General features: G+C 56.2%; 21 protein-coding genes. 13 read left to right on the top strand and 8 right to left on the bottom strand.

Annotated elements, in window-relative coordinates:
- Positions 1–32 precede the first annotated feature (32 nt).
- The 9 genes from M2433_RS10180 to M2433_RS10140 all read left to right on the top strand — a co-directional run bounded on the left by M2433_RS10180 (position 33) and on the right by M2433_RS10140 (position 9118).
- Positions 33–1658 carry a methyl-accepting chemotaxis protein gene (locus M2433_RS10180; protein ID WP_429054580.1) on the top strand — a complete coding sequence of 542 codons (1626 nt, stop codon included), beginning with the start codon at positions 33–35 and terminating at the stop codon, positions 1656–1658.
- Positions 1659–1816: 158 nt separating this feature from the next.
- Positions 1817–2542, top strand: a complete 726-nt coding sequence (gene fliA / locus M2433_RS10175; protein WP_429054582.1) for an RNA polymerase sigma factor FliA — start codon at positions 1817–1819, stop codon at positions 2540–2542.
- Positions 2543–2903: 361 nt separating this feature from the next.
- On the top strand, positions 2904–3254 hold the full coding sequence (gene flhD, locus M2433_RS10170; protein WP_025759751.1) for a flagellar transcriptional regulator FlhD: 351 nt from the start codon (positions 2904–2906) through the stop codon (positions 3252–3254).
- A gap of 2 nt (positions 3255–3256) precedes the next feature.
- The gene (gene flhC, locus M2433_RS10165; RefSeq protein ID WP_225283093.1) at positions 3257–3832 is read left to right on the top strand and encodes a flagellar transcriptional regulator FlhC; all 576 of its coding nucleotides are present in this window, start codon (positions 3257–3259) and stop codon (positions 3830–3832) included.
- 84 nt (positions 3833–3916) lie between these two features.
- The gene (gene motA, locus M2433_RS10160; protein ID WP_429054583.1) at positions 3917–4813 is read left to right on the top strand and encodes a flagellar motor stator protein MotA; all 897 of its coding nucleotides are present in this window, start codon (positions 3917–3919) and stop codon (positions 4811–4813) included.
- Positions 4810–5715 carry a flagellar motor protein MotB gene (gene motB / locus M2433_RS10155; RefSeq protein ID WP_429054584.1) on the top strand — a complete coding sequence of 302 codons (906 nt, stop codon included), beginning with the start codon at positions 4810–4812 and terminating at the stop codon, positions 5713–5715. Before motA ends, motB begins: the two co-directional genes overlap by 4 nt.
- Positions 5702–7612, top strand: coding sequence for a chemotaxis protein CheA (cheA, locus tag M2433_RS10150; protein ID WP_429054586.1), 1911 nt, complete (start codon positions 5702–5704; stop codon positions 7610–7612). Before motB ends, cheA begins: the two co-directional genes overlap by 14 nt.
- On the top strand, positions 7609–8121 hold the full coding sequence (locus M2433_RS10145; protein ID WP_429054587.1) for a chemotaxis protein CheW: 513 nt from the start codon (positions 7609–7611) through the stop codon (positions 8119–8121). The genes cheA and M2433_RS10145 overlap by 4 nt, the downstream gene beginning before the upstream one ends.
- A gap of 97 nt (positions 8122–8218) precedes the next feature.
- Positions 8219–9118, top strand: coding sequence for a LysR family transcriptional regulator (locus tag M2433_RS10140; protein ID WP_429054589.1), 900 nt, complete (start codon positions 8219–8221; stop codon positions 9116–9118).
- Here the strand turns inward: M2433_RS10140 and M2433_RS10135 are convergent.
- The 3 genes from M2433_RS10135 to M2433_RS10125 form a co-directional block, all read right to left on the bottom strand.
- Positions 9093–9881, bottom strand: coding sequence for a substrate-binding domain-containing protein (locus M2433_RS10135; RefSeq protein ID WP_429054590.1), 789 nt, complete (start codon positions 9879–9881; stop codon positions 9093–9095). The genes M2433_RS10140 and M2433_RS10135 overlap by 26 nt on opposite strands.
- Positions 9878–11191, bottom strand: coding sequence for an MFS transporter (locus M2433_RS10130; protein WP_429054591.1), 1314 nt, complete (start codon positions 11189–11191; stop codon positions 9878–9880). The genes M2433_RS10135 and M2433_RS10130 overlap by 4 nt, the downstream gene beginning before the upstream one ends.
- Before the next feature lie 280 nt (positions 11192–11471).
- Positions 11472–12770 carry a serine hydrolase domain-containing protein gene (locus M2433_RS10125; protein ID WP_429054593.1) on the bottom strand — a complete coding sequence of 433 codons (1299 nt, stop codon included), beginning with the start codon at positions 12768–12770 and terminating at the stop codon, positions 11472–11474.
- A 101-nt stretch (positions 12771–12871) separates the two neighbouring features.
- On the opposite strand from M2433_RS10125, the gene M2433_RS10120 reads away from it, so the two are divergent.
- Positions 12872–13765 (top strand): LysR family transcriptional regulator, encoded by an 894-nt coding sequence (locus M2433_RS10120; protein ID WP_429054595.1) that lies wholly within the window; start codon positions 12872–12874, stop codon positions 13763–13765.
- Here the strand turns inward: M2433_RS10120 and fumA are convergent.
- Positions 13754–15403, bottom strand: coding sequence for a class I fumarate hydratase FumA (gene fumA, locus M2433_RS10115; RefSeq protein WP_429054597.1), 1650 nt, complete (start codon positions 15401–15403; stop codon positions 13754–13756). The two genes, M2433_RS10120 and fumA, sit on opposite strands and share 12 nt — an antisense overlap.
- Positions 15404–15456: 53 nt before the next feature.
- The gene (locus M2433_RS10110) at positions 15457–16965 is read right to left on the bottom strand and encodes an anion permease (RefSeq protein ID WP_014884418.1); all 1509 of its coding nucleotides are present in this window, start codon (positions 16963–16965) and stop codon (positions 15457–15459) included.
- Positions 16966–17575: 610 nt separating this feature from the next.
- On the opposite strand from M2433_RS10110, the gene M2433_RS10105 reads away from it, so the two are divergent.
- Positions 17576–20356 carry a flavocytochrome c gene (locus M2433_RS10105; protein WP_429054599.1) on the top strand — a complete coding sequence of 927 codons (2781 nt, stop codon included), beginning with the start codon at positions 17576–17578 and terminating at the stop codon, positions 20354–20356.
- Between the two features lie 94 nt (positions 20357–20450).
- On the top strand, positions 20451–21413 hold the full coding sequence (locus M2433_RS10100; RefSeq protein ID WP_429054601.1) for an FAD:protein FMN transferase: 963 nt from the start codon (positions 20451–20453) through the stop codon (positions 21411–21413).
- On the opposite strand, the gene dcuR is transcribed toward M2433_RS10100, so the two are convergent.
- Positions 21394–22113 (bottom strand): two-component system response regulator DcuR, encoded by a 720-nt coding sequence (dcuR, locus tag M2433_RS10095; RefSeq protein ID WP_395304110.1) that lies wholly within the window; start codon positions 22111–22113, stop codon positions 21394–21396. The genes M2433_RS10100 and dcuR overlap by 20 nt on opposite strands.
- The gene (locus tag M2433_RS10090) at positions 22110–23726 is read right to left on the bottom strand and encodes a sensor histidine kinase (RefSeq protein WP_429054602.1); all 1617 of its coding nucleotides are present in this window, start codon (positions 23724–23726) and stop codon (positions 22110–22112) included. Before M2433_RS10090 ends, dcuR begins: the two co-directional genes overlap by 4 nt.
- A 165-nt stretch (positions 23727–23891) precedes the next feature.
- On the opposite strand from M2433_RS10090, the gene M2433_RS10085 reads away from it, so the two are divergent.
- The gene (locus M2433_RS10085) at positions 23892–24755 is read left to right on the top strand and encodes an N-acetylmuramic acid 6-phosphate etherase (protein WP_429054604.1); all 864 of its coding nucleotides are present in this window, start codon (positions 23892–23894) and stop codon (positions 24753–24755) included.
- A 51-nt stretch (positions 24756–24806) separates the two neighbouring features.
- Here M2433_RS10085 and ompC read toward each other — a convergent pair whose 3' ends face one another.
- Positions 24807–25961, bottom strand: coding sequence for a porin OmpC (ompC, locus tag M2433_RS10080; protein ID WP_429054606.1), 1155 nt, complete (start codon positions 25959–25961; stop codon positions 24807–24809).
- Positions 25962–26172: the final 211 nt, after the last annotated feature.

Raw genomic sequence — 26172 nt, 5'->3', positions numbered from 1 at the left:
ACGGCATGCCCGTGCGCGGAGGGTGGAAAACTATGTTAGCTAAACTCAAAATTTACAGCACCGTCACGCTGATTATCGGGCTGTTCGCGGTGATGCTTTTCGGCTTTACGGCCTATTCCGTGTTTAATGCCATCTCTAAAAACGAGAACTTCAAACGTATTGTCGTGGCCTCTGAGAATAACGACCAGATGCGCGATGCGGCCTACAACATTAGCGCGGTCATGGCCAACACCAATGGCATGATGCTGCAGGCGGCGCTGGGTAATCCGGTTTCGCAGAATGTCTCCAGCCATACGCTTAACGTGGTGAAAATCGCCCGCCGTAATATGGATGACTTTATGGCCTCACCGTTTAATACGGAGGAGGAGCGTCGCCTGGCGGCGGAGGTCAATGCGGCGTTTAACGAGGTCTATAAAGCGGCGGAAGTGAAGCTTGGCTATGTGCAAAACCCGGCGGGATATAGCGGCTCTCTGGAGCACGATATGGAGCTTCGCACCCAGCTGCGTAATAGGGTTGAGCAGTACACGGATGCCAGCGCGCGCATAAGCGAAGAGGTCATTCGGACGACAGAGCGCGACTACAAAATCATGCTGGGCGTGGGACTGGTGGTGGTGGTGCTGGCAGTGGCGCTGCTGTTTGTGATCCGCTTCTGGCTGCGCCAGACCCTGGTTCAGCGTATGGCGATGACCGTCGATGTGCTTAAGCGTATCGCCGATGGCGATCTGAGCAAGGAGATTGAAGCCGGCAGCGAGAATGAAATCGGCAATATGCTTCGTGAGCTGGAGCAGATGCGCACCTCGCTTGCCGCGACCGTCTCCGGCATTCGTGAAAGCGTTTCACGTATTCACAGCAACGCGCAGGAAATTGCCCACGGCAATAACGATCTCTCGTCCCGCACCGAAGAGCAGGCGGCGGCGCTGCAGGAGACGGCGGCCAGCATGGAGCAGATCAAAACCACCGTGCGCCAGAATGCCGACAACGCCCACGCGGCGCGTGAACTGGCGGAAAGCGCCAGCACCAATGCCCATAACGGCGGGGAAGTGATGCAGAACCTGGAGCAGATCATGGCCCAGATCACCACCAGCTCGCGTCAGATTGCCGATATCAACGGCGTGATCGACAGCATTGCCAACCAGACCAATATCCTCGCCCTGAACGCGGCGGTGGAAGCGGCGCGCGCCGGTGAGCAGGGACGCGGGTTTGCGGTGGTGGCCGAAGAGGTGCGTAACCTGGCCAAACGCAGCGCCGATGCGGCGAAAGAGATCAATCAGCTGATCAACACCAGCGTGAACAATATTGATATCGGTTCGCGTCAGGTAGGGCAGGCCAGCCACGTCATGCAGGAGATTGTGACCTCCGTCGGGCAGGTGACCCAGATCATGGGTGAAATCACCTCCGCCTCGGACGAGCAGAGCGCGGGCATCAACCAGATCTCGCAGGCGGTGAACGAGATGGATCTGGTCACCCAGCAGAACGCGGCGATGGTGGAAGAGGCGGCGCTGGCGGCAAGCGAACTGGAAGCGCAGTCTGACGCACTGGAGAAGCTGGTGGCGCAATTTCGTCTTAACCAGGAGAGCCGTCAGGTGAACGTCACGCCTGCGCCTGAAAAAATGCCACGGGCGAAGGAACCCGATCTGGCCCAGTGGGAAACCTTTTAATTCTGTGAATTAACGTCATTAATAACGATATATTTCCTCGATGCGTGCACATTCACGCGAAGTAACAGAATGCGCATTTTTATATAGGCTTATCGCACTATTTGAATGCGCCATTTCACCGGATAATTCTCGCAGAGAATAGTGGGTGGAATGTAATCGTGGATGGTATTTATACGGCCGAAGGCCTGGAAGATAAATCGGTAGTCTGGTCTAAATATCACTATCTGGTGCGGCAGGAAGCAATGCGTTTACATAAGCGGCTTCCTGCCAGCGTCGAGCTGGATGATTTAATTCAGGCAGGATCGATTGGCTTTTTAAGTGCGGTCGAAAGTTTCGACCCGAAAAAAGGGGTAACGCTCACGGCATGGATCACCCAGCGGGTGAAATGGGCGTTATTAGATGAGCTGAGAGAAAGCGACTGGGTTCCGCGACGGGTTCGCACCCATACGCGGGAAATTGTCGCGATTATTCAGCAAATCGAACAGGAAAAAGGCGGTGAAGCTACCGAGGCTGAAATTGCCGAGCGCATGGGCGTATCGCTGCAGGAATTTCAGCAGATGCTGGCGGATAATAACATCAGCCAAATGTACTCGGTTGATGAGTTGCAGGATAATTATGCCGACAGCTGGGAAGTGAGCGATAACGAGAATGAATCGCTTAATCCGCTGAATGACACGGTGCGCCAGAATCTTTTAGAGCGAATAACGGAACATATTCAGTTCATACCGGAAAGAGAGCAGGTGCTATTGCAGCTCTATTATCTCCAGGATTTGAACATGAAAGAGATTGGCCTGGTGTTGGGCATTACGGAAACACGCGTGAGCCAGCTCCACAGCCTGGCGGTTAAAAGGTTAAGAAGTCGTATGGAATCGGATTGCAGATAAATACAGGCTCTTAACATTTATACTGTTAACACCGGTGAAGCCGCAGGGTTAATCATTAAAATCAAGGTTTAATAACGTTTAACAATCCTTTATTGGCTTTTTAAATCAATACGTTAACATTGATTGGGGGATTTGGAGGAATTTCTGTCGCTTGTTCGGAAAATACTTAGTGTTTATGATTTTGCCAGTTTTGTGATGCAGCCTCCTTTGGCATTGAGAAGTACGAAAAACATTTACTGAGGAAGAATGACTTACCTTATTGAATATCAATACCAAAAGACTCTCTGCATCAGTTCGGAAACGTTATCTATCTAAACTGACATGCCAGCGATTGGCAGAATAACATTGGGAGTTTTCGCCTGTGTCTAATTTCGACGAGTACCTGCAAAATATTCATGATATCAACCTGTCCTATTTGCTGCTGGCCCAGCAGCTGATTCGTCAGGATAAATTCGCGGCGGGTTTTCGCCTGGGGTTATCCGAAGGAACCATTGATAACCTGAAAGAGCTTTCTCTGCCGCAATTAATGAAGCTGGCGACGACCAATCAGCTTATTTGTCGTCTGCGCGTGGATGATGAAGTGGTGATTGAAAATCTGACCAAGGATTCACGCATTGAAGCCCTGCAGCAGATCCATACCGGCATTATTTTGTCGACCCATCTTCTGAATGCCTTAAGTGAAGAAGATGCGGTTACGGCGGAGGAGGCATAATCATGTGTGGTGAAAAAAGTCTGCTGCAGGAAATTGATGAAGTAAATATCGCCATGGGATTAATTTCTCTCGGAGCGAGAATGCAGGTACTGGAATCAGAAACCTCCCTGAGCCGTCGCCGTCTGCTGCGTTTATATAAAGAATTACGCGGCTGTCCGCCGCCAAAAGGGATGCTGCCTTTTTCAGAAGACTGGTTTATGTCGTGGGAACAGAATATTCACTCGTCCATGTTCTACAACATTTACCTCTATTTGAAAAAGACCGAGCAGGGGCGCTCCATTGAAATGCTGATGAAGACCTATCGTCTTTATCTGGAGCAGTGCAGCACCTGTTCCGATGAAAAACCGGTGCTGGGTCTGACCCGTGCCTGGACATTATTACGCTTTATCGACTGCGGCATTATTTCGCGTAAAGCCTGCAGCGTGTGTGGCGGCGGTTTTATCGTCACCACCGAATTTATCAAAAACCCATTTACCTGCAGCTTGTGCAGCCCGCCGTCGCGTGCGCTTAAAAAATCCCAGGTGAGCAATCCCGGCCTGCTGGGGTCGTTCGCCGCGCCGGAAATCCTCACGGCGTAAATCCTGACGGGCGACTGTGCGCAAGATGGCGTTTACCTGATGCCGGTAAAACCGGCATCGGTCAAGTAAGGAAAAGGAGAGAGTGTGTTAGTTATTGTTGGCTATCTTGTTGTCATATTGACCGTTTTTGGTGGTTTTCTCTTATCCGGCGGTAACCTCATGGCGCTGTTTCAGCCGCTGGAGCTGTTGATCATCGGCGGGGCCGGGGTCGGGGCGTTTATCGTTGGCAATAACATCAAATCCCTGAAAGCGACGGGCAAAGCGCTGGTCAAAATCTTTATGGGCAAGCGCTACAACAAAGCGGTGTACATGGACCTGATGGCGCTGATGTTCCTGCTGCTCTCCCAGAGCCGCGTGCACGGGCTGATGTCGCTGGAAAAGGACATTGAAGACCCGCAGAACAGCGATATTTTTAGCGCCTATCCCCGCCTGATGAGCGACCCGATGCTCGCCAACTTTATCCTCGACTACTTCCGCCTGATGATCGGCGGCAGCATGAATTCCCATGAAATCGAAGCCCTGATGGATGAAGAGATCGAGACCTGCGAAGAGGAGCTGGAAGTGCCTGCGCACAGCCTCAACACGGTGGGCGATGCGTTCCCGGCGTTCGGCATTGTGGCGGCGGTGATGGGGGTGGTGAACGCCCTGGGGTCGGCGGATCGCCCGGCGGCGGAGCTGGGGATGCTGATTGGCCACGCGCTGGTAGGGACCTTCCTCGGGATCCTTATCGCCTATGGTTTCGTGCTGCCGCTGGCCACCCTGCTGCGCCAGAAGAGTTCCGATCAGGTCAAAATCCTGCAGTGTATCAAGGTGACACTGCTCTCCAGTCTCAATGGCTATGCCCCGCAAATTGCCGTGGAATTTGGCCGTAAAACCATCTTTACCAGCGAACGTCCGTCGTTCGAAGAGCTTGAAGAGCACGTCCGCGAAGTGAAGTCCAACGCCACGCTGAAAACCAAAACCTCGGACAGCGCCGCATGAAGAACGTCACGCCTGTCATCATTTCCCGTAAGCGTAAAAAGAAAAAGCATGCGCACCACGGCGGCACCTGGAAGATTGCCTATGCCGACTTCATGACCGCCATGATGGCCTTTTTCCTGGTGATGTGGCTGCTGTCGCAGTCCACGGACATGGAGAGGGAGCTGATAGCCGACTACTTCCGCATGCCGCTGAAGCCGTCGATGGCGAACGGCGATAAAACCAGCCTCAGCGACAGCGTCATCCCCGGCGGCGGGGATGACATCATCAAGCGGCAGGGCGAAGTGTTTAAAGGACAGCTTAACCAAATCGACAAGCACAAGCGCGTCGAGAGCCTGAAGCAGGCAAAAGAGAAGCTGCAGAAGATGATCGAAACCGATCCGCGGCTGAACAACTTCAAGTCCAACATTTTGCTGAATCTGACCAACGACGGTCTGCTGATCCAGATCACCGACTCCCAGGACCGCCCCATGTTCCGCGTGGGCAGCGAGCTGCCGGAATCCTACATGAACGGCATTCTGCAGGCGCTGGTGCCGCTGCTCCAGGAGCTGCCCAACGCGCTGAGCCTGACGGGCCATACCGACTCCCTGCCGTATGCCGGGGGCGAGGGCGGTTACAGCAACTGGGAGCTGTCCGCCGGTCGTGCCAACGCCGCGCGTCGGGTGCTGGTCAGGGCCGGGCTGAGTGATGAGCGTTTTCTGCGCGTGATCGGCACCGCCAGCCGGATGCCGCTGGAGAACACCCCGCCTGAGAGCGCGGTGAACCGCCGCATCAGCATTCTGGTCCTCAGCCGCTCGAAAGAGCAGGAGATCCGTCTGGAAGATACCCAGGCCCAGCGTGCAGAGAGCGTGCTGAACGACATTAATCTGCAAAACGTGCAGGGCTATACCGATGGACATGAATGATTTTTCGCAGATCTTTTTTACTGAGGCAGAAGAGCTGCTGGCCGACATGGAGCAGCATCTGCTGCAGCTTGACGTGGTGGCGCCGGACCAGGAGCAGCTGAATGCCATCTTTCGGGCGGCACACTCCCTGAAAGGGGGCGCAGCCACCTTCGGTTTTACCGCCTTACTGGAGACGACCCACCTGCTGGAGAACCTCCTCGACCAGGCGCGGGCAGGGGAGAGGACGCTCAGTCGCTCGATCATCAACCTTTTTCTGGAATGTAAGGACATTATGCACGCGCAGCTGGAAGCCTATCAGGCTTCGCAGGAGCCTGATGACGCTCAATTTCGCTATATCTGTGAAGCCCTCAGAGAGATAGCCCTTGAAGGAAAACCGCCCGCACCCGAGCCTGAGCCCGTGCCAGCCCGGGCGGCCGAAGAGAAGGAAGCCACGCTGGTCGTGACCCTGCGAAACGTTGACGCGCGCGAGCAGACGATGCTGCGAGACGAACTGAGCAATATGGGGACGATTTCAGACGCGCAGACGTCGTCTGACGGCATGACGGTGACGCTACAGACCACCGCCTCGGCGGACGATATCACCGCCGTGCTCTGCTTTGTGCTCGACAGCAAGCAGATTGAGGTCCGGCCCGCAGCGACACCAGCGCCCGCTGCGCCACCCGACGCCGTTGCCAAAAAAGCGCCACCGGCGCCGCGGGCGGCCAGTCAGGAGTCCGGCAGCATTCGCGTGGCCGTGAGTAAAGTGGACCAGATCATCAACCAGGTGGGCGAGCTTATCATCACTCAGGCGATGCTCTCCCAGCTTTCACGGACCCTCGATCCGGCCAGCTACGATCTGCTCTCCAACTGCGTGGCACAGATGGAGCGCAACACCCGCGAATTGCAGGAGTCGGTGATGTCCATTCGCATGATGCCGATGGACTATGTTTTTAGCCGTTTTCCGCGTCTGGTTCACGACCTTGGGGCGCGTCTCAACAAACAGGTTGAGCTGATCCTCAAAGGCGGTTCCGCGGAGCTCGATAAGAGCCTGATTGAACGCATTATCGACCCGCTCACGCACCTGGTGCGAAACAGCCTGGACCACGGCATTGAAGAGACAGAGATGCGCGTGGCGAAGGGAAAATCGCCCGTTGGGACCCTGACGCTTTCCGCCGAACACCACGGCGGCAATATCGTGATTGAAGTCAGCGACGACGGTGCGGGTCTGAACCGGGAGAAGATCCTCGCCAAAGCCCGTTCGCAGGGGATGACCATCAGCGACACCATGAGCGACGACGACGTGTGGATGCTGATCTTTGCCGCCGGTTTCTCCACCGCCGAGAGCGTGACGGACGTCTCCGGGCGCGGCGTGGGGATGGACGTGGTGCGACGCAACATTCTGGCGATGGGCGGCCACGTGGACGTGCTCTCCACGCCGGGTGCCGGGACAACCATTCGCATTATTCTGCCGCTCACGCTGGCGATCCTTGACGGCATGCTGGTGAAGGTGGGGGAAGAGATTTACGTCCTGCCACTGGGGGCGGTGATGGAATCGCTCCGGCCCACGGAGGCGATGCTGTGCCGCTTTGTAGGCGAAGAGCGTCTGCTGCAGGTACGCGGCGAATATCTGCCGCTGGTGCTGCTGCGTCAGCGCCTCTCGGTGCCGGGCGAAGCGCCCGCGGACGATGGCATTGTGGTTATCGTGCAAAGCGCGGGCTGCCGCTATGCGCTGTGGGTCGATCAGCTTATCGGCCAGCAGCAGGTGGTGGTCAAGAATCTTGAACATAACTACCGCAAAGTTCCTGGCGTCTCCGCAGCGACCATCCTCGGCGATGGCAGCGTGGCGCTGATCCTTGATGTGGTTGAGCTTTCGACGCTCAACGCTCCACAACCCCAGAGGGAGGGGGTAAACGCATGACTGTAGCAACCACCGTTAAACCTGCCGCAGCCGAGGCTATCGCTCAGGAGTACCTGGTATTCCGCCTGGGCAGCGAAGAGTACGGCATTGATATTCTCAAAGTGCAGGAGATCCGCGGCTGCGATCGCCTGACGCGCATTCCGAACGCGCCGAACTTTATCACCGGCGTGACCAACCTGCGCGGCGTCATTGTCCCGATTGTCGATCTGCGCGTGCGCTTCGATCTGCCCGACCCCTCGCAGGATGACAGTACGGTAGTGATTGTGCTCAATCTGAACGACCGCGTGGTGGGCATTGTGGTTGACGGCGTGGTGGATGTGCTGTCAATGGACGTGGATAAGATCAAACCGACTCCGGATGTGGCCTCGGTGCTTTCGGGGCGCTACCTGCTTGGGCTGGGCGTGCTCGACAGTCGAATGATTATTCTGGTGAATATTGAGACCCTGCTGAGCCGCGAGGAGCTGGCGCTGGTGGATGCGGTAACGGAGACATATAGCGATTCCCACTGAGGCAGGGCACATATCAGCGGCGGAGGTTGCCGCTGATTCATAAGTCGCTATTATGAATGTTCGAGTTTCCAGAAAGCGCTAAGGATTGCCAGAAAAAATGCCCGTCAATTTCGACCTCAACGATCTTTATGCTTTCCGAGCGTTAGTGGAATACGGTAACTTCCGCGTCGCCGCTGAATCTATCTGCCTGTCCCAGTCGGCGCTGAGCCGCAGGATTGAGAAGCTGGAGGCCGCGCTGGGAACAAAGCTCTTCGACCGCACCACCCGTCGCGTGGCCTTAACGTTATACGGGCAAAACTTTGCTGAACGCTCCGCGCAGCTGCTCGACAACGTTGAGTCAATGCTGGCGGATGTCGATAAGGTCAGCGAAGAGCGGACGGGGCTGATCACGGTCGCCACGGTACCCTCTGCGGCCTGCTATTTTATGCCTGACGTGATCCGTCGTTTTCAGTCCCGCTATCCACGCGTTCGCATTAAGCTCATCGACAGCAGCGCGGGGACTGTGATTGACGCCGTGGCCCAAAGCCAGGCGGATTTTGGCATCTGCTTTGCAGGAAACTTGCCGTCGGAAATCGAGTTTTTCCCGCTGGTGGAGGATGTTTACGTCGCGGTGTGCCGAAAGGATCACCCGCTGGCGCAGAAGAGCCACCTGACGTGGCAGGCGTTTTATCAGCAGGATTACATCTCTCTCGATAAAACGTCAGGTAACCGTAACCTGCTCGACCGGATGCTGGGGGATATTGTTCCCGAGCGCCCCAGCGTTTGCGAAACCCGTCACGTCACCACGATGCTGGGTATGGTAGAGGCGGGGATCGGCATTGCTGCCGTTCCCGCCATGTCGATGCCCACGTCAGAGCACACCGTGCTGACGCATCTGCCGCTGGTGGCGCCGGAGGTGAAACGCGCCGTGGGGCTTATCCGGCGCCGGGGGCGCATCCAGTCCTATATTGCGGCTGAGCTGGAAAAACACATCACCGAGCAGTATCGCCGGACGTAACGGGGATCATCCCCGTCTCCTGGATGACGGCCCGTGAGGGCGGCGAGGCGAGATAGGTCAGCAGCGCTTTTCCTTCGGCGGGATGCTCCGCGTGACGGGTCACCGCCCCGGCGAAGCGCGTAATGTATTGCAGATTATCAGGGATTTTACCGACAAAGGTGACGCCATCAACCGGCAGCAGCTCGCTGACCTGCTGGAAGCCCACGGCGTATTTACCTTTCGCCACTTCCGAGGCGACCGGAATACGCTCGACCTTTGTCGCTTTACCCGTCACCTCTTTCTCTATCCCCAGCTTTGTGAACAACGTCTGGCTGACATACCTGCCGCTGGCGCTGTCAGAGTAGGCGATGGAGCTGGCCTGCAGCAGCGTTTTACGCAGGTTTGCATCGTTACTGATATTGGGAACCTCGTCGCCTTTTTTGACCACCATGCCGATGGGGGAGTCCGCAAGCTCGGCTCGCGAACCGGGCTCGGTCAGGCTGGCTTTTTCGAGCTTCTCCAGCGCATCGCCCACCATAATCACCACGTCGGCTTTCTCGCCGCGCGCGAGTCGGTTGGGGATCGCCTGCGGCGTAGCGCCCATTGAGGGGCCGGGGATAATAACAATCTTATCCCCGGTCTGGCGTTCATATTCCGGCGCCAGCTTTTCAAGGGCGGCTTTGAAACCGCCTGAGATCATGACTTTGACGTCCTGAGCACAGGCGTTGGCGCTCAGGAATGCCAGCACCAGCGCGCTGGCGGCAAAGCGAGACGTACGTTTCATGCGGCCTCCTGTGACTTGACGGTGTTTTGCAACGATACCGCGCGACGGCGATAGAGGTAGAGCGTTGCCAGCAGCGCACACACCGCGGCGAAGCTCATCCAGTAGCCCGGTGAGGCTTTATCACCGGTGTATTCAATCAGCGCGGTGGACACCACCGGGGTAAAGCCACCGAATACCGCCGTTGCCAGGCTGTAAGCCAGCGAGAAGCCTGCCACGCGCACTTCCGCAGGCATAATTTCCGTCAGGGCCGGGATCATCGCGCCGTTATACAGGCCGTAAAGGAAGGAGAGCCACAGCAGGACGCTCAGCATCATGGAGAAGCTGGGTGCGTTAGCCAGCATCGTCAGGGCCGGGTAGCTGGTCGCCAGCGCCAGCAGGGTCATGGCAATCAGCACCGGCTTGCGTCCGAAGCGGTCCGACAGCGCGCCCCCCACCGGCAGCCAGATAAAGTTAGAGATAGCCACTAGCAGCGTCACCAGCAGGCTGTCTGAGGCGCTCAGCATCAGCACCTTTTTGCCAAAGGTGGGGGCGTAAACGGTGATCAGATAAAAAGCCGTTGTGGTCATCGCCACCATCAGCATGCCCGCGACCACTACCTGCCAGTTAGCCAGCAGCGTTTTAAAGACCTGGCGCATTTCCAGATGATGGCGGCGCGCGCTGAACTCTTCCGTCTCCTCCAGCTTACGGCGCAGGAAAAAGATAAACGGCACGATTAAACAGCCGAACAGGAACGGGATGCGCCAGCCCCATTCGCGAATGGCGCTCTCCTCCATCAGGGCGTTCAGGGCAAAGCCCATCGCCGCCGCCACCATAATGGCGACCTGCTGGCTGCCGGACTGCCAGCTGGTGTAAAAGCCCTTGCGGCCCGGCGTGGCGATTTCAGCCAGATAGACCGATACGCCCCCAAGCTCCGCCCCGGCGGAAAAGCCCTGCAGCAGGCGGCCCGTCAGGACCAGCAGAGGCGCCCACAGGCCAATGCTTTGATAAGACGGGATCAGCACAATCAGGAAGGTGCCCGCCGCCATGATGGAAAGCGTGACGATCAGCCCCTTTCTGCGCCCCACCTTGTCGATATATGCGCCAAGCACAATGGCCCCGATCGGACGCATCAAAAAGCCCGCGCCGAAGACGGCAAAGGTCATCATCAGCGACGCAAATTCACTGCTCGCCGGGAAGAACGTGTGGGCGATGTAGGTGGCATAGAAGCCGAAAAGAAAGAAATCGAACTGCTCAAGGAAATTGCCGGACGTCACGCGAAGTATCGCGCCCGCTTTCGACCTTACGGTTGCAGGTGAGGTTGAGGAAAACATGGTTATCTCCAGTTTATTATTGACGTTTTCGCGTCTGTTTCTGAAAACTGGATCAGGATGGGAAAATAGATAAGCGCAATTAACACATTGATTGATGCGCAGGGCGCATCAATGGCGATGCGGTAACAATGAGCGCTATAAGCAACAATAACTTAACAAACCATTGGCTTTTTATTCACCAATGTTCCGTAAGTCGCTGATATTGCAATTTTGTGAAGTCGCGCAGAGGCGGTGCTTCAGAAAGAGCCGGGTAACCGCTTCGTTACCCGGCGGATGCAGTTTAGCGCAGCGCCCTGGCAATGGCGCTAAACATCAGAGAGGCCTCCAGCGGCTGGGCGCTAAAGGACGGCTCCGCCTGCGGCCAGGTAGACCACTGGACGATGACCAGGTTTTCCTTCTGGTTCACTACGATCATTTGACCAAAAATGCCCAGCGCCCAGAGCGAGCCTTTCAGCGAACCCTGCGCTGCCGGCTCGACGCCGGTAGCGTTGGCGGGCACCGCGTTGTTCCACCACTGATAGCCGTACAGCCCGTCCGGATGGGCGTCTGATACCGAGCCTTTCGCCTTCGTCCAGTCTGACGACTGCTGGATCCAGCCGTCAGGCAGGAGCTTTTTACCGTCCGGCAGCGTGCCGTTGTTGCGGATAAACTCCCCGAAGCGACCCCAGTCCTCCAGCGTGGCGTTAAAGCCGTGCGCGCCGACGTCGTGCTGGCCTTTGCTGTAGGCATGCCATACGCCGTCGCTCGCCATGCCGTACGACTGCCAGATGCTTTTTTCCAGATACGCTGCCAGCGTCATTCCGGTGGCGCGCTCCAGCACGTCACCCAGCAGCCAGGCGCCGCCGGAGGAGTAAGACCAGTTCTCTCCGGCCGGGTGAGCCCTGCTTAACCCTTTCACCAGCTTGCGCACGCAGTCGTAGGTACCCGGCTTTGCCTCGCACTCGGTGAGCTGCGCGAAATCAGAGTTCGGATTGGTGTAGTCCTCGTTCCACGCCACGCCGGAGGTGTGGGTGATAAGCTGTTTGAGCGTCACGCCGTCCCACGCGGTGCCTTTCAGGTCGGGTTCATACCGCGTGACCAGGTCGTTGAGCGAGTGAATTTTTCCCTCTTTAAGGGCTACGCCCACCAGTGCCGATACTACCGATTTACCTACCGAACGCGAGGTCCAGAGCGTGGAGTCGGTATTGCCCTGGGAGAGATACTTCCAGGCGATTTTGCCGTCCTTCAGCACCAGCATGCCGCTGACGTTCTGGCGTTTAAGGTACTCCTGCAGGCCGTAGCGCCTGCCGTTGACCTCATAATGGGCGTCCGTGAGCGGCTTATCCGAGATTTCCAGCGGCACGGCGTTACCGTGGCGGAAAACATCCCCGGCGTAGTTGCGGTAGTCATTGCGAAAACCCACCACGCGATCGGCCTGACTCCAGGTGAGCATCTTATGGGTATCCGGCAGCGCGGCGTCAAAGGGGGCAGGGCAGGCGCTGAGGCCGGTGTCTTTGCAGGCGGCCATTGCCGCAGGGGAGAGCAGGCTGCTGAAGACAAGGCCCGCCAGCAGGGCATGGTTTACTTTTCTGTTTTTCATATCCGTCTCGTATAGGTTAAGAACGGCTTCAGTTTAAAAAGCCCGGCGCTATAATAAAAAACGCATAATGGGGGAAAATCCCCCTAAAAAACGGAGAAAACGTGGCGGGTCTACTCTATTCCTTTGCACAGCTTGAGGCATTCACCGCCGTGGCTGAGAACGGCAGCCTGAGTAAAGCGGCGGTGGCGCTGAAGAAAGACCGCACGACGCTTCGCGATCTGATTGATTTTCTTGAGGACGGGCTGGGTTACCCGCTGTTTATTCGCGAGGGACGCGCTCTGCGGCTCACGGCGGAAGGGGAACAGCTCCAGCGCCAGGCGCACCTTCTGATGCGGCAGGTAAAAGCCTTTGAGGCCTTTGCCAGAGAGGTGCCTCACGGCGCCACGCAGGACCTGACGCTGGTCTACGATCCTTTTACGCCCAGAACCTTTCTGCACGGGGTCATCGCTGAAATGGCGGCGCGAAAAATCCGGCTGAGCCTCATCTGCGCCTCGCGCGATGAATCTGAACGCCTGCTGGCGAGCGGCCGCGCGGATCTGGCCATCTGCCAGGCGCGAAACCGCAGCGTGGGCAATGACATGGAGTGGCGGGCCCTGGGGGCAATCGATATGGATTTTTACGCCTCCGGCACGCTGTTTACGGATATTGCATCCCCCCTGTCGCTGCTTGACCTCTCCCTGGTTCCACAGGTCGTGATGCACCCCGCCTCGGACGAGCCTGTCGCGCGTCGCCTGCAGATTTCAGGGCACACCCTTTTTACTAACGAGCCGGAGATGCTGCGCGGCCTGCTGGAGCGCGGATGCGGCTGGGGATTCTTGCCGACCCATTTTGATGCAGTGCGGTGGCAAAACGTAAAAAGGCTGCGCACCGAAGTGGGCAGCCAGGGGATTAGTCAGACGATGGTCACCATCTGGAAGCCGGGGAGCGACAAGCGCGCCGTCATTGCTGTCGCGCTCGCGCTATTGCCGGACCTGTGGAAGCGCTCAGCGCTGTGAACAGCCTTTGCACTGCTGGTTCTGGATCTGCTGGAAGAAATCGTTGCCTTTGTCGTCCACCAGGATAAACGCCGGGAAGTTTTCCACTTCGATTTTCCAGATGGCTTCCATTCCCAGCTCCGGATACGCGACGCATTCCAGGCTCTTGATGCTGTTTTGCGCCAGCACCGCCGCCGGGCCACCAATGCTGCCCAGGTAGAAGCCGCCGTGCTTATGGCAGGCATCGGTCACCTGCTGGCTGCGGTTGCCTTTCGCCAGCATGATCATGCTCGCACCGTGGGACTGCAGTAAATCGACATACGAGTCCATACGTCCCGCCGTGGTCGGGCCGAGCGAGCCGGACGCGTAGCCTTCCGGCGTTTTGGCCGGGCCTGCGTAGTAGATCGGGTGATCTTTGACGTACTGCGGCAGTTCTTCGCCGTTGTCGAGCAGCTCTTTCAGCTTCGCGTGGGCGATGTCGCGCGCCACGATGATGGTGCCGTTCAGCGACAGGCGGGTAGAGACCGGGTGAGCGGAGAGCTGCGCCAGGATCTCATTCATCGGCTTGTTCAGGTTAATGCTGACCACGTCGCCTTCGCCCTGCTGGCGCAATGATTCAGGAATGTACTGGCCCGGGTTGTGTTCCAGCTTCTCAATCCAGATCCCGTCGCGGTTGATTTTCGCCTTGATGTTGCGGTCCGCGGAGCAGGAGACGCCCATGCCGATCGGGCAGGAGGCGCCGTGGCGCGGCAGGCGGATCACGCGGATGTCGTGGGCGAAGTATTTACCGCCGAACTGCGCGCCGAGGCCGAGGTTCTGCGCTTCCTGGAGCAGTTCCTGTTCGAGCTGAACGTCGCGGAACGCCTGGCCGTGTTCGTTACCTTCGGTAGGCAGCGCGTCGTAGTAGCGGGTGGAGGCCAGCTTCACGGTTTTCAGCGTGCTTTCCGCCGACGTGCCGCCAATCACAAACGCGATATGGTACGGCGGGCAGGCCGCGGTGCCCAGGGTACGCATCTTCTCAACCAGGTAGTTTTTCAGCTTCGCCGGGGTGATCAGCGCTTTGGTTTCCTGGTAGAGATAGGTTTTATTCGCGGAGCCGCCGCCCTTCGCCATGCACAGGAATTTGTACTCGTCGCCGTCGACGCTGTAGAGGTCAATCTGCGCAGGCAGGTTGGTGCCGGTGTTCACCTCTTTATACATATCCAGCGCCGCATTCTGGGAGTAGCGCAGGTTGTCTTCAATGTAGGTGTTATAGACGCCCTGGCTCAGGGCCGCTTCATCACCGCCGCCGGTCCAGACGCGCTGGCCTTTTTTGCCCATGACGATCGCCGTGCCGGTATCCTGACAGGTTGGCAGCACGCCTTTGGCGGCGATTTCAGAGTTACGCAGGAACTGCAGGGCAACGTATTTGTCGTTCTGGCTGGCTTCCGGGTCGTTGAGAATGGCGGCAACCTGCTTCTGGTGGGAAGGACGCAGCATAAACGCGGCATCGTGGAAGGCCTGCTGCGCCAGCAGGGTCAGCGCTTCCGGCTCCACCTTCAGCACTTCCTGGCCGTCGAATTCGGCGACGGAGACGTGCTCTTTGGTCAGCAGATAGTATTCGGTGTCGTCATGGGAAAGCGGGAAGGGGTTCTGATAAAAAAACGGTTTATTCGACATAGTATTGCTCCACAAAAATAAAACCGCCGGAGGAAACGTCCGGCGGTCAGGAATCAGAACATCATGGACATCCACGGATAACCAATCAGCAGCAGGGCCGCCAGGAAGATGGCACCGAAGATGGTGCCGAGGCGCCAGTAGTCTTTGGTTGGCAGGTAGCCGCTACCGTAGTAAATCGGGCTTGGGCCAGTACCGTACGGGGTGATGATCCCCATCACGCCCAGCGAGGTCACCATCAGCAGGACGAACACTTCCATATTCATGCCCGGAATGGTGGAGGCGATGGTCAGCATCGCCGGCAGCAGCGCCGTGGTGTGCGCGGTGGTGCTGGCAAACAGGTAGTGCAGCAGGTAGAACGCCAGCAGGAGGACGATGGTCGCCACGCCCGGAGAGATACCGCTCATCAGCAGGCCGCCTTCTTTACCTAACCAGCTGATAAAGCCGGTAGAGGAGAGGCCGTCCGCCAGCGCCACCAGGGTGGCGAACCAGACGAAAGTGTTCCACGCGGCTTTGTTACCGGTGATATCGTTCCACTCCAGCACGCCGGTCCACAGCATCAGACCTACGATGAGCAGGGCCGCCATCGCCGGTTCAATCCACGCGGCAGCGAAGATCCACATCAGCAGCGCGCAGCACACGAATACCAGCAGCAGAATTTCATTGCGGGACAGTTTGCCGAGTTTTTCCAGCTCGCGGGTTGCCCACAGCGGCACTTCGTTATTCACTTTGACTTCAGGTGGGTAGAACCAGTAGGCCAGCAGCGGCATGGTCAGAATCAGCAGGATACCCAGCGGCAGGAAGGCGAGGAACCAGGTCCCCCAGGAGATATCAATCCCAACCGTACTTTTCACCAGCGCCAGCGCCAGCAGGTTCGGCGCGAGGGCGGAGAGGAACATTGAGCTGGTGATACAGGCCGCGGTGATCGCCACCCACATCAGGTAGGAGCCAATCTTACGCGCGCTTGGGTCGTTCGGTTTTGAACCGTACAGCGGCGGCAGGTTAGCGATGATCGGGTAGATGGTCCCGCCGCTGCGCGCGGTGTTGGACGGGGTGAACGGCGCCAGCAGCAGGTCTGCGAAGGTAATGGCATAACCGAGCGTCAGGCTGCGACGGCCGAGATACTTCACCAGAATCAGCGCCAGACGGCGGCCGAAGCGGGTTTTGTCATAGCCTGCGGCGAACATAAAGGCCCCGAAAATCAGCCAGACGGTAGAGTTACCAAACCCGCTTACCGCCCATTTAAAGGAGGCGCCCGCCAGCTTGAATTTTGGGTCAGCTAACTGGTCAGGGCTGAACAGCACCCACTGGCTGCACAGGGCAATGGCGACGACGCCCGTCAGGCCGATGACTGCGCCCGGCAGCGGTTCGAAGATCAGGCCGACGATCACGCCGACAAAAATAGCGAAGTAGTGCCACGCGTAAGGCGGTAAACCTTCAGGGACGGGAACAAACAGCAGCAGTACGGCGACGATGACGGGCAATGCCATCATCAGCAGTCGTTTTGCTTTTCCGTTTGATGCCTGGTTCGCCACAGGGGGCGTTACAGCAGTTTTTGTATTCATAGTTTCACGTCTTAAGTTGTCAAGGATTCGGTTGTCCTGAAAACACAAAATCGCTTTCTTAAGTTTTTTTGCTTTCTTTAGTTATTTAAGGTGCTGTTTTGTATTTTCAGTAATAGCGATTTAACGCTTTTTTGTTTGCGCTAAACTAAAAATTGATGATGTTTTTATATTGCGCCTTTGGATGCCATAACTATTGATCGTGATCAAAAAAACAGAATTGCAGCGTTATTTTTATGCTTTTATTAATAACCACTCTGGCGTATGTGGGTATTACGTATTTTACGGATGTCTTTTTTCATTCTTGTAACATTTTTACTTTTTGTTGTTTATCATGTTGCTGATTTATATTGTTTTTTATGTGTTATGGTGAAATGGTTTTACCATTGATTTTTTAACGAATTTTAAATTATTGTGAATAGCTGAATTACAATCGCTAACACCAATGTGTTATTTGTGTTATCGCAGGGATTAAATAGTTTTTTAACTAACGTAATAACTTTAGAAACTAAAAAAATCATTATATTAATATCATGACATCGGCAAATAATGACGAAATAAAAAACCAATCCGATAACGAATTCTTAATTTTTAAAAGTTTGGAGTTTCTATTATGAGCACTAACGAACGCATTCTTAGCCCCTTCACATTACCGAATGGCACTGAACTGAAAAACCGTTTGTTAATGGCCCCTATGACAACCTGTACCGGCTATTATGACGGCACCGTCACCAGCGAGCTGGTGGAGTACTATCGGGCCCGTTCCGGCAGCATTGGTACCATCATCGTGGAATGTTGCTTCGTCGACGATCTCGGTCTCGCCTTCCCGGGTGCGATAGGTATTGATAATGACGAGAAAATCGCCGGGCTGGCGAAAATCGCGGAGGCGATTAAATCCAAAGGCTCTAAGGCGCTGCTGCAGATCTACCACGGCGGCCGCATGGTCGACCCGAAACTGATCGGTGGCCGTACGCCTGTTGGCCCAAGCGCTGTTGCCGCGCCGCGAGAGGGCGCAGCAACGCCGGTTGCGCTGACTGGCGAAGAAGTCGAAGGCATGATCGGCAAGTTTGGTGAAGCCGTACGTCGCGCTATTCAGGCCGGCTTCGACGGCGTGGAGATCCACGGCGCAAACACCTACCTGATTCAGCAGTTCTATTCGCCGAACTCTAACCAGCGCGACGACGAGTGGGGCGGCAGCCGCGATAACCGCGCGAAATTCCCGCTGGCGGTGCTGGATATCACCCATAAGATGGTGCGCCAGTACGCGGACGATGCGTTCATCGTTGGCTATCGCTTCTCACCTGAAGAGATGGAAGTCCCGGGCATTCGCTTTGACGACACCATGTACCTGCTGGAGAAACTGGCGGCGCGCGGCGTGGATTATCTGCACTTCTCCGTCGGCGCTACCCTGCGACCTTCCATCGTCGATACCCAGGACCCGACGCCGCTTATTGAAAAATACTGCGCCATGCGTTCAGAAACGCTGGCACAGGTTCCGGTCATGGGCGTGGGCGGCGTGGTGAATGCCGCGGACGTCAATGAGGCGCTGGATCATGGTTATGACCTGATTGCCGTGGGTCGCGCGACTATCGCTTACCCGGACTGGACCGACCGCATCGCGTCCGGCGAAAGCCTGGAGCTGTTTATGGACAGCACCAAACGCGAGGAGCTGAGCATTCCTGAACCGCTGTGGCGCTTCTCGCTGGTGGAGGCGATGATCCGCGACATGAGCATGGGCGAATCCAAATTCAAACCGGGCACCTTTGCGGAGAAAGTGCAGGATGACGCGAACGAACTGGTGATTAACGTCAGCCTGGAGACCGATCGCATTGCCGATATCGAGCTGGCGTCTGGCCCGAGCGAAGACGTTGAGTTCGTTACCAGCTTTGAAGAGATCCGCACCCGCATTCTGGACGCCAATACCCCGCATGTGGATGCCATCACGGGCGCAACCAGCCAGAGCGAAGCGGTGAAGAAAGCGGTCTCTAAAGCGATGCTGAAATCCAGCAAAGCGCTGGCGGCAGAAGAGGGCGTTGACCCGAACGAAACCCGCAGCGTGGACGTTGTGGTGGTCGGTAGCGGCGGTGCCGGTCTGGCCGCGGCCATTCAGGCCCACGACGAAGGCGCAAGCGTGCTGATTGTTGAGAAGATGCCAACCATCGGCGGTAACACCATTAAAGCCTCTGCCGGGATGAACGCCGCAGAGACGCGCTTCCAGCGGGTGAAAGGCATTCAGGACAGCAAAGAGCTGTTCTATCAGGAAAGCCTGAAAGGCGGCGGCAACAAGAACAACCCGGAACTGCTGCGCCGCTTTGTTGAGAACGCGCCGCAGGCGATTGAGTGGCTGGCAACGCGCGGCATTATGCTGAATGACATCACCACCACCGGCGGGATGAGCATCGACCGTACTCACCGTCCAAAAGACGGTTCTGCGGTAGGCGGCTATCTGATCAGCGGCCTGGTGCGTAACGTCAACAAACGCAACATTGAGGTCATGCTGGATACCTCCGTCAGCGACATCGTCTTCGAAAACGGTGAAGTAACCGGCGTGCGCCTGACCACCGAAGAGAACGAAACGCTCACCGTGGCAACCAAAAGCGTGATTGTCGCTACCGGCGGCTTCAGCGCCAACAGCCAGATGGTTGTTAAATACCGTCCGGATCTGGAAGGTTTTGTCACCACTAACCACAAAGGAGCGACCGGCGGCGGTATCGCGCTGCTGGAACGTATCGGCGCAGGTACGGTCGATATGGGCGAGATCCAGATCCACCCAACCGTTGAGCAGAAAACGTCGTATCTGATTTCCGAATCCATCCGCGGCGGTGGGGCGATTCTGGTGAACCAGCAGGGGAACCGCTTCTTTAACGAGATGTCGACCCGCGATAAAGTCTCGGCGTCAATCATCGCGCTGCCGGAGAAATACGCATACATCGTCTTTGACGAGCACGTTCGCGCCAAAAACAAAGCCGCGGATGAGTACATCGCCAAAGGCTTTGTGACCAGCGCCAGCTCGCCAAAAGCACTGGCCGAGGCGCTGGGGATGGATTACCACGCTTTCCTGGCGACCCTGGAGCGCTACAACGGTTTCGTTGAAAAACAGCACGATGACGATTTTGGCCGCACCACCGCGCTGCGTGCGCCAATCAACGAAGGGCCGTTCTACGCCATTCAGATTGCGCCGGGCGTGCACCACACTATGGGCGGCGTGACCATCAACACCGAAACCTGCGTGCTGGACAGCAACCACAACGTGCTGCCAGGGGCGTTTGCGGCGGGTGAAGTGGTCGGCGGGATCCACGGCGGTAACCGTATCGGCGGTAACGCGGTGGCAGATATCATTATTTTTGGTACGCTTGCCGGACATCAGGCGGCGATGCGCTCGAAAAGAACGTAAGGCACCTGTTATGTAGGCCGGATACGCGCAGCGCTATCCGGCAATTTCCCCGGCGGCGCGGTGCTTGCCGGGGCTACATCTGAGGAAACATGCCATGTCTGATAACAACCGCGTCTACAGTTACTCCGCCGTCCTGATGGGTTCACCCATCCTCCTGAAACTCTTCTCTCATGACGAAGCCCTCGCGTCCCGCACGTTTCGCCTGATCAAACAGTATGAAGATCTGCTCACCGTCAACCGCGCACGCTCGCAGGTGATGGATATCAACCATGCGGCCGGCCAGCATCCGGTTACCGTCAGCCGGCCGGTGTTTGAGCTGATCCGCTGTGCGAAAGCGGCCAGCCTGCTCAACGGCAGCGCCTTTAACCTGGCCATTGGCCCGCTGGTGAAGCGCTGGAAAATTGGCTTCCAGGGAGACCGCGTTCCGCCTGCCGATGACATTGCGTCGCTGCTTGCGATTACCCGTCCTGAGGACGTCATTCTTGATGAGGCCAGCAGCAGCGTGTTCCTGGCCAGAGCGGGCATGGAGATCGATCTGGGAGCCATCGCCAAAGGGTATATCGCCGACAGGGTACGTGATTACCTTCATAAAGAGGGCGCTGAGCTGGGGCTTATCAACCTCGGCGGGAATATCCAGACGCTGGGCTCGCCGGAAGGGGGCTGGAACGTGGGGCTTAAAAAACCGTTCGCCGGAGAGGCGCTCATCGGCACCATGACCGTTGAGAACCTGTCGGTCGTCACGTCGGGAACGTACGAGCGCTATTTTGAACAGGACGGCAGGCGTTACCACCACATTCTCGACCCGCGCACCGGGTATCCGCTGGATAACGAACTGGACAGCGTGACCATTATTTCTAAAAATTCCATCGACGGTGATATCTGGACCACGCTGATGTACGGCATGGGCATGGAAAAGGGCTGTGCCGCCCTGCGCGCGCGCCCCGATATTGACGCTATCTTTGTGACCAAAACAAAAGAAGTGGTGTTCTCTTCAGCACACCACTTCCGCTTTACCCTGCTGGATAACGACTACCGCGTTATTGACAGTATTGCTTGAGCAGGCCCGTCTGCTCTGGCTGGAGACGGTAGCGATACACCGGACGCCCGGTGGCGCCATAGTGAATGCTGGTGAAGAGAATATTGATTTGCGCTAGCCAGATCAGATACTTGCGGCAGGATACGCGGGAGATATTGACCGCGTTTGCCAGGTCATCGGTGGAAAACTCCGTCTCCGGGTGGGCGTCGATCCACTGGCAAATCGTGCGCAGCGTTTGCGGCGTTAACCCTTTCGGCAGCTTTTTACTGTCCGCCAGCTCCGGCGCCCCGCCGTGGATCAGTCGGTCGACGTCCGCCTGCTCATAATACTGGTGCGATCCCATCAGGCTGTGCTTTGCCTTCCAGCCGTTCAGCGCCTCTTCAAAGCGCGGGAACTGGAACGGCTTTATCAGATAATCCACCACGCCGTAATGGATGGAGGTCTGGATCGTGGCGGCGTCGGCAGCCGAGGAGATCATAATCACATCGATTGGACGGCCAGATGCGCGAATAACGGGCAGCAGATCCAGCCCGTTATCCTGCTGCATATAGACGTCCAGCAGCACCAGATCGACAGGCTGGCTGGGGTTATTAATGATGGCCTCGGCCTGGTTTAGCGTGGAGGCGACGCCGCAGCAGCTAAAGCCTTCAACACGGTTAACATACAGACGGTTGAGGTCGGCTACCATGGCGTCATCATCGACAATTAATACATTTATCACGCGATATTCCTCTCGCTATCCCAGGGGATGTGAACAAAAAATTGGGTAAATACGCCTGGCTCAGACTCGACGGTGATATCACCGCCGAGGTTCTGGATTTGCTGGCGAGCAAGGAACAGCCCAACGCCGCGGTTTTCACCTTTTGTTGAGAAGCCCTTTGTAAAAATAGCCTCCAGCTGCGTGGGATCAATGCCGGGGCCATCGTCGCTGACTTCACAGCTGAGCCAGCCGTTCTGATAGTGCAGCAGCAGGGTGATCTCACCTTCCGGCTGGCCTTCCATCGCGTCGAGCGCGTTTTCAATTAGGTTACCGAGCACGGTGACCAGCACCGCGACCTGCTCTTCGCTGGCGGTATCGGGGATCTGGCATTCGTCCGCCAGCGTCAGGGTGACGCCCGCTTCTTTCGCCCGGTTGATTTTACCCAGCAGGAACCCGGCAATCACCGGGGATTTTACCTTGCTCTGTATCGTACCGATATCCGTCTGGTAATGTTGTGCCGTCTGGATGATGTACTCTTCCAGCTTGTCGTAGCGCTTAATGTGCAGCAGGCCCAGGATCACGTGCAGCTTGTTCATAAACTCGTGCGTGTGGGCGCGCAGGGCGTCGACGTAGTTGACCATGCCATCGATACGCTGCATCAGCTGGCTGATTTCCGTTTTATCGCGGAAGGTGGTAATGGCGCCGATCACCCGATCCTGACTTTTAACGGGCACCATGTTGCACAGCAGCAGCCGGCCATTGCAGCTGATCTCCTGATCCTGGCGCGCAACGCCCGTCTTAGAGACTTCACGCAGGCCGGCCAGCAGGGGAGCGCTGGCGTTTTCGGTCTGCTTGCCGGAGGGCAGAAGCAATATTTCTCTGGCGGTGTGGTTAATCATCGTCACGCGCCCGTGAATATCGACGGCCAGAACCCCTTCACGCAGCGACTGCAGCATCGCCTGACGCTGTTCGAACAGGGCGGAAATTTCGTAGGGTTCGAGCCCGAACAGGATGCGCTTCAGGACCCGTACCAGGCCCCAAATCCCCATAGAGCTCATAAAAATACTGAACAAAATGGTCCAGACGGCGTTGAGCCGCCCGCGGGTGATTTGCTCTTCAACCTTATTGAGGGAGATACCCACCGCTACCACGCCGATCTGCTCGTGCTGACTATCGTAGACGGGCGTAAAAACGCGCAGCGCTTCGGCGAGCGCGCCCCGGTTAACCGACACGTTCTCTTTGCCTTCCAGCGCGGGAGTTAAATCGTCGCCGATAAAATGCAGCCCCAGCAGCGCCTCGTTCGGGTGAGAATAGCGGATCCCGCGCATATCGGTCACCACGGTGAACAGCAGATCGTTTCGTTTCGTCACCGCCTGGGCGATGGGCTGAATAATATTCTCCTGCGGAGCCTGCATCAGGCCGTGCTGAATCTCGGGGCTGTCGGCGAGGGTGCGGGCAATGCCGAGCGCGGTGTCTTTGACGTCATCGCGCGTTGCCCGGGTGATCTGCACCGAATAGAGCGCAAAGACCACCAGCAGCACTGAACCGATAATCGCGCACACCATCAGCGTGACCAGGGTGTTCAGCTTCATGGGGCGCTTGCGCGTCGGAAGGAAAGGCTGCAAATCGCTCATTAACACTCCGCGATGATTAAGAAAGGGGGTAATTATCGCTGATGACGCGCTTTTCTTAAAGCCGAGTAAAGCCGTGGATTTGGTCCTCTTTTCGTGACCCTCCTCGCAGGTCATCGATATAAAACACTTTATAGTGTGTGGGTACTCATAATAAGGAGGCTGTTTATGAGCATTATGCTTACCGGTTCGGTCAAGGAAAGACGGCACGCCAGCACGATGAATATTGATAGATTGTCCACGCTGGACATGCTGAAAGTCATTCACCAGGATGATGCACTCATTTCTGCTGCTATTACCCCCTGTTTACAAACTATCGCCCGCGTGGTGGATAACGCCGCCGCGACCCTCAGCCACGGGGGGCGGCTGGTGATTGTCGGCGCAGGGCCGTCAGGCTGCGTCGTACAGCAGGCTGCCGATGACTATGCGCCGGGCAAAACCCCGGTGATTGCCGTGACGCCACAGGAAGGGGAAGGGAGCTACGAGCGCGGCGTTGCCGACCTGCAGGCCATCAAATTTGGTGAACACGATATGATGCTGGCAGTAAGCGTCAGCGGAAAAACGCCTTGGGTCTGGGGCGCAATGCGGCATGCCTGGTCGCTGGGTTCGCCGGTCGCCATCATTACCGGTGATGCGCAAAGTGAAGCCGCGCAGCTGGCGAGCATGGTCATCGCTCCGGAACTGGGGGCTGACGTGGTCGCCGGCTATCTCAACACCAAAGCGGGGATTGCGCAAAAAATGATCCTCTCGATGATGACTACCGGGCTGGCCGTTCGAACCGGACGCGTTTACAGCAACCTGCGCGTGGACCTCGAGGCAAGCAATACCAAATGGGCCGAGCGGCAAATCGCCATTGTGGTGGAGGCGGGGGGATGCACCCGGGCGCAGGCAAAAGCCGCGCTGGAGAGCTGTAACCATAATTGTAAAACGGCAGTACTGATGGTGCTGACGGGGCTGGATGCGTGGAAAGCTCATGAGCTGCTGGCGCAGAACAACGGATTTATTCGCGTGGCGCTGCAGGAAGCGCCGTAAGATCTTCAGATAGTAAAAAGGCCGCGATTGCGGCCTTTGTTGTTTTGGGGATTAGAACTGGTAGGTCATGCCGATGCCAACGATGTCATCCGTTGAGATGCCATTGTCTTTATAGAAGCGATCGTCGTTGTCCAGCAGGTTGATTTTATAATCAACGTAGGTAGAGAAGTTTTTGTTAAAGCTGTAGGTCATGCCGAGATCGATATAGTTTACCAGATCCATATCACCATGCTGACCCTGAGGATTGCTTCGATTACCTGGATAAGTCATGTCTTTACCCTTGGAGTAAACCCATGCCAGGGAAGGACGCAGACCAAAGTCGAACTGATATTGCGCTACGGCTTCAAAGTTTTGTGTCTCATCCGCAATACCATAATTGCCGTATGGCGTCATGTTGCGGGTTTGGGCATACATCATCGCCAGATAGATGCTATTAGCGTCGTACTTAGCGCCAATAGTCCCTACATCTGCTTTTTTACCGCCAGCGATAAGAGCACTATTATGACCTAATCCTTCTTGTTCATTGGTACGGTCAGAAGAAGAGTACGCAGCGCCAAGGCTCAGGCCGAAGTCAAAGTCATAAGAGGTAGAGATACCAAAGCCATCACCGTTCTGGAAGCGCACGTCATTGTGACCGTTTTTGGTGCCTTCCTGATCTTCATCAGCGTTAGAGCCTTCGTTAGCACCCTGATACTGCAGCGCGAAATTCAGACCTTCAACCAGGCCGAAGAAATCTGTATTACGATAGGTTGCCAGACCGTTAGCACGGCCGTTCATGAAGTTATCGGTCCAGGTGTAAGAATCACCGCCAAATACAGGCAGCATATCGGTCCATGCTTCAACGTCGTACACGACGCCGTAATTACGACCATAATCAAATGAACCGTATTCGCCATATTTCAGGCCAGCGTATGCCAGACGGTTAAACGATTTGTCACCCGCGCCTTCGGTATCGTTAGCGTAGGTTTTATATTCCCACTGGCCGTAACCGATCAGATCGCTGGTGATTTGTGTTTCGCCTTTGAAACCAATCTGCACGTAGGTTTCGTCGCCATCGTCGCCAGGGTTGTCAGAGAAGGTATGACGCGCATCAACCTTACCGTACAGGTCAACCTTGTTGCCGTTTTTGTTGTACATCTCAGCCGCATTTGCTGCGCCTGCCATTAATAAGGCGGGTACAAGAATAGCCAGAACTTTTCTTTTCATTATATATTCCCTTGAAAGATAATTTATATGAATATATGTAATCACTCTCCATAATTACAGGGTCGATATTATTCCAGGATTTGTTATTTAGTTTCAAAAATAAATGTAATTAAATTCGTTCAAATATTGCAAAATATTTCTATTAATCTCTTTATTTTTCATGTGAATTAATTGATTGAATTAATATGACGTAATTATTATTAAGTATTTC

It is taken from the genome of Enterobacter sp. AC1 (assembly GCF_050434705.1).
GTDB lineage: Bacteria > Pseudomonadota > Gammaproteobacteria > Enterobacterales > Enterobacteriaceae > Enterobacter > Enterobacter cloacae_L.
This window is presented reverse-complemented; position numbering and strand designations above follow the sequence as displayed.

Coding starts and splice junctions, on each gene's coding strand:
- M2433_RS10180 (WP_429054580.1), top strand. CDS start 33: ATGTTAGCTAAACTCAAAATTTACAGCACCGTCACGCTGATTATCGGG.
- flhC (WP_225283093.1), top strand. CDS start 3,257: ATGTGTGGTGAAAAAAGTCTGCTGCAGGAAATTGATGAAGTAAATATC.
- motB (WP_429054584.1), top strand. CDS start 4,810: ATGAAGAACGTCACGCCTGTCATCATTTCCCGTAAGCGTAAAAAGAAA.
- cheA (WP_429054586.1), top strand. CDS start 5,702: ATGGACATGAATGATTTTTCGCAGATCTTTTTTACTGAGGCAGAAGAG.
- M2433_RS10145 (WP_429054587.1), top strand. CDS start 7,609: ATGACTGTAGCAACCACCGTTAAACCTGCCGCAGCCGAGGCTATCGCT.
- M2433_RS10140 (WP_429054589.1), top strand. CDS start 8,219: ATGCCCGTCAATTTCGACCTCAACGATCTTTATGCTTTCCGAGCGTTA.
- M2433_RS10135 (WP_429054590.1), bottom strand. CDS start 9,881: ATGAAACGTACGTCTCGCTTTGCCGCCAGCGCGCTGGTGCTGGCATTC.
- M2433_RS10130 (WP_429054591.1), bottom strand. CDS start 11,191: ATGTTTTCCTCAACCTCACCTGCAACCGTAAGGTCGAAAGCGGGCGCG.
- M2433_RS10125 (WP_429054593.1), bottom strand. CDS start 12,770: ATGAAAAACAGAAAAGTAAACCATGCCCTGCTGGCGGGCCTTGTCTTC.
- fumA (WP_429054597.1), bottom strand. CDS start 15,403: ATGTCGAATAAACCGTTTTTTTATCAGAACCCCTTCCCGCTTTCCCAT.
- M2433_RS10110 (WP_014884418.1), bottom strand. CDS start 16,965: ATGAATACAAAAACTGCTGTAACGCCCCCTGTGGCGAACCAGGCATCA.
- M2433_RS10105 (WP_429054599.1), top strand. CDS start 17,576: ATGAGCACTAACGAACGCATTCTTAGCCCCTTCACATTACCGAATGGC.
- M2433_RS10100 (WP_429054601.1), top strand. CDS start 20,451: ATGTCTGATAACAACCGCGTCTACAGTTACTCCGCCGTCCTGATGGGT.
- M2433_RS10090 (WP_429054602.1), bottom strand. CDS start 23,726: ATGAGCGATTTGCAGCCTTTCCTTCCGACGCGCAAGCGCCCCATGAAG.
- M2433_RS10085 (WP_429054604.1), top strand. CDS start 23,892: ATGAGCATTATGCTTACCGGTTCGGTCAAGGAAAGACGGCACGCCAGC.
- ompC (WP_429054606.1), bottom strand. CDS start 25,961: ATGAAAAGAAAAGTTCTGGCTATTCTTGTACCCGCCTTATTAATGGCA.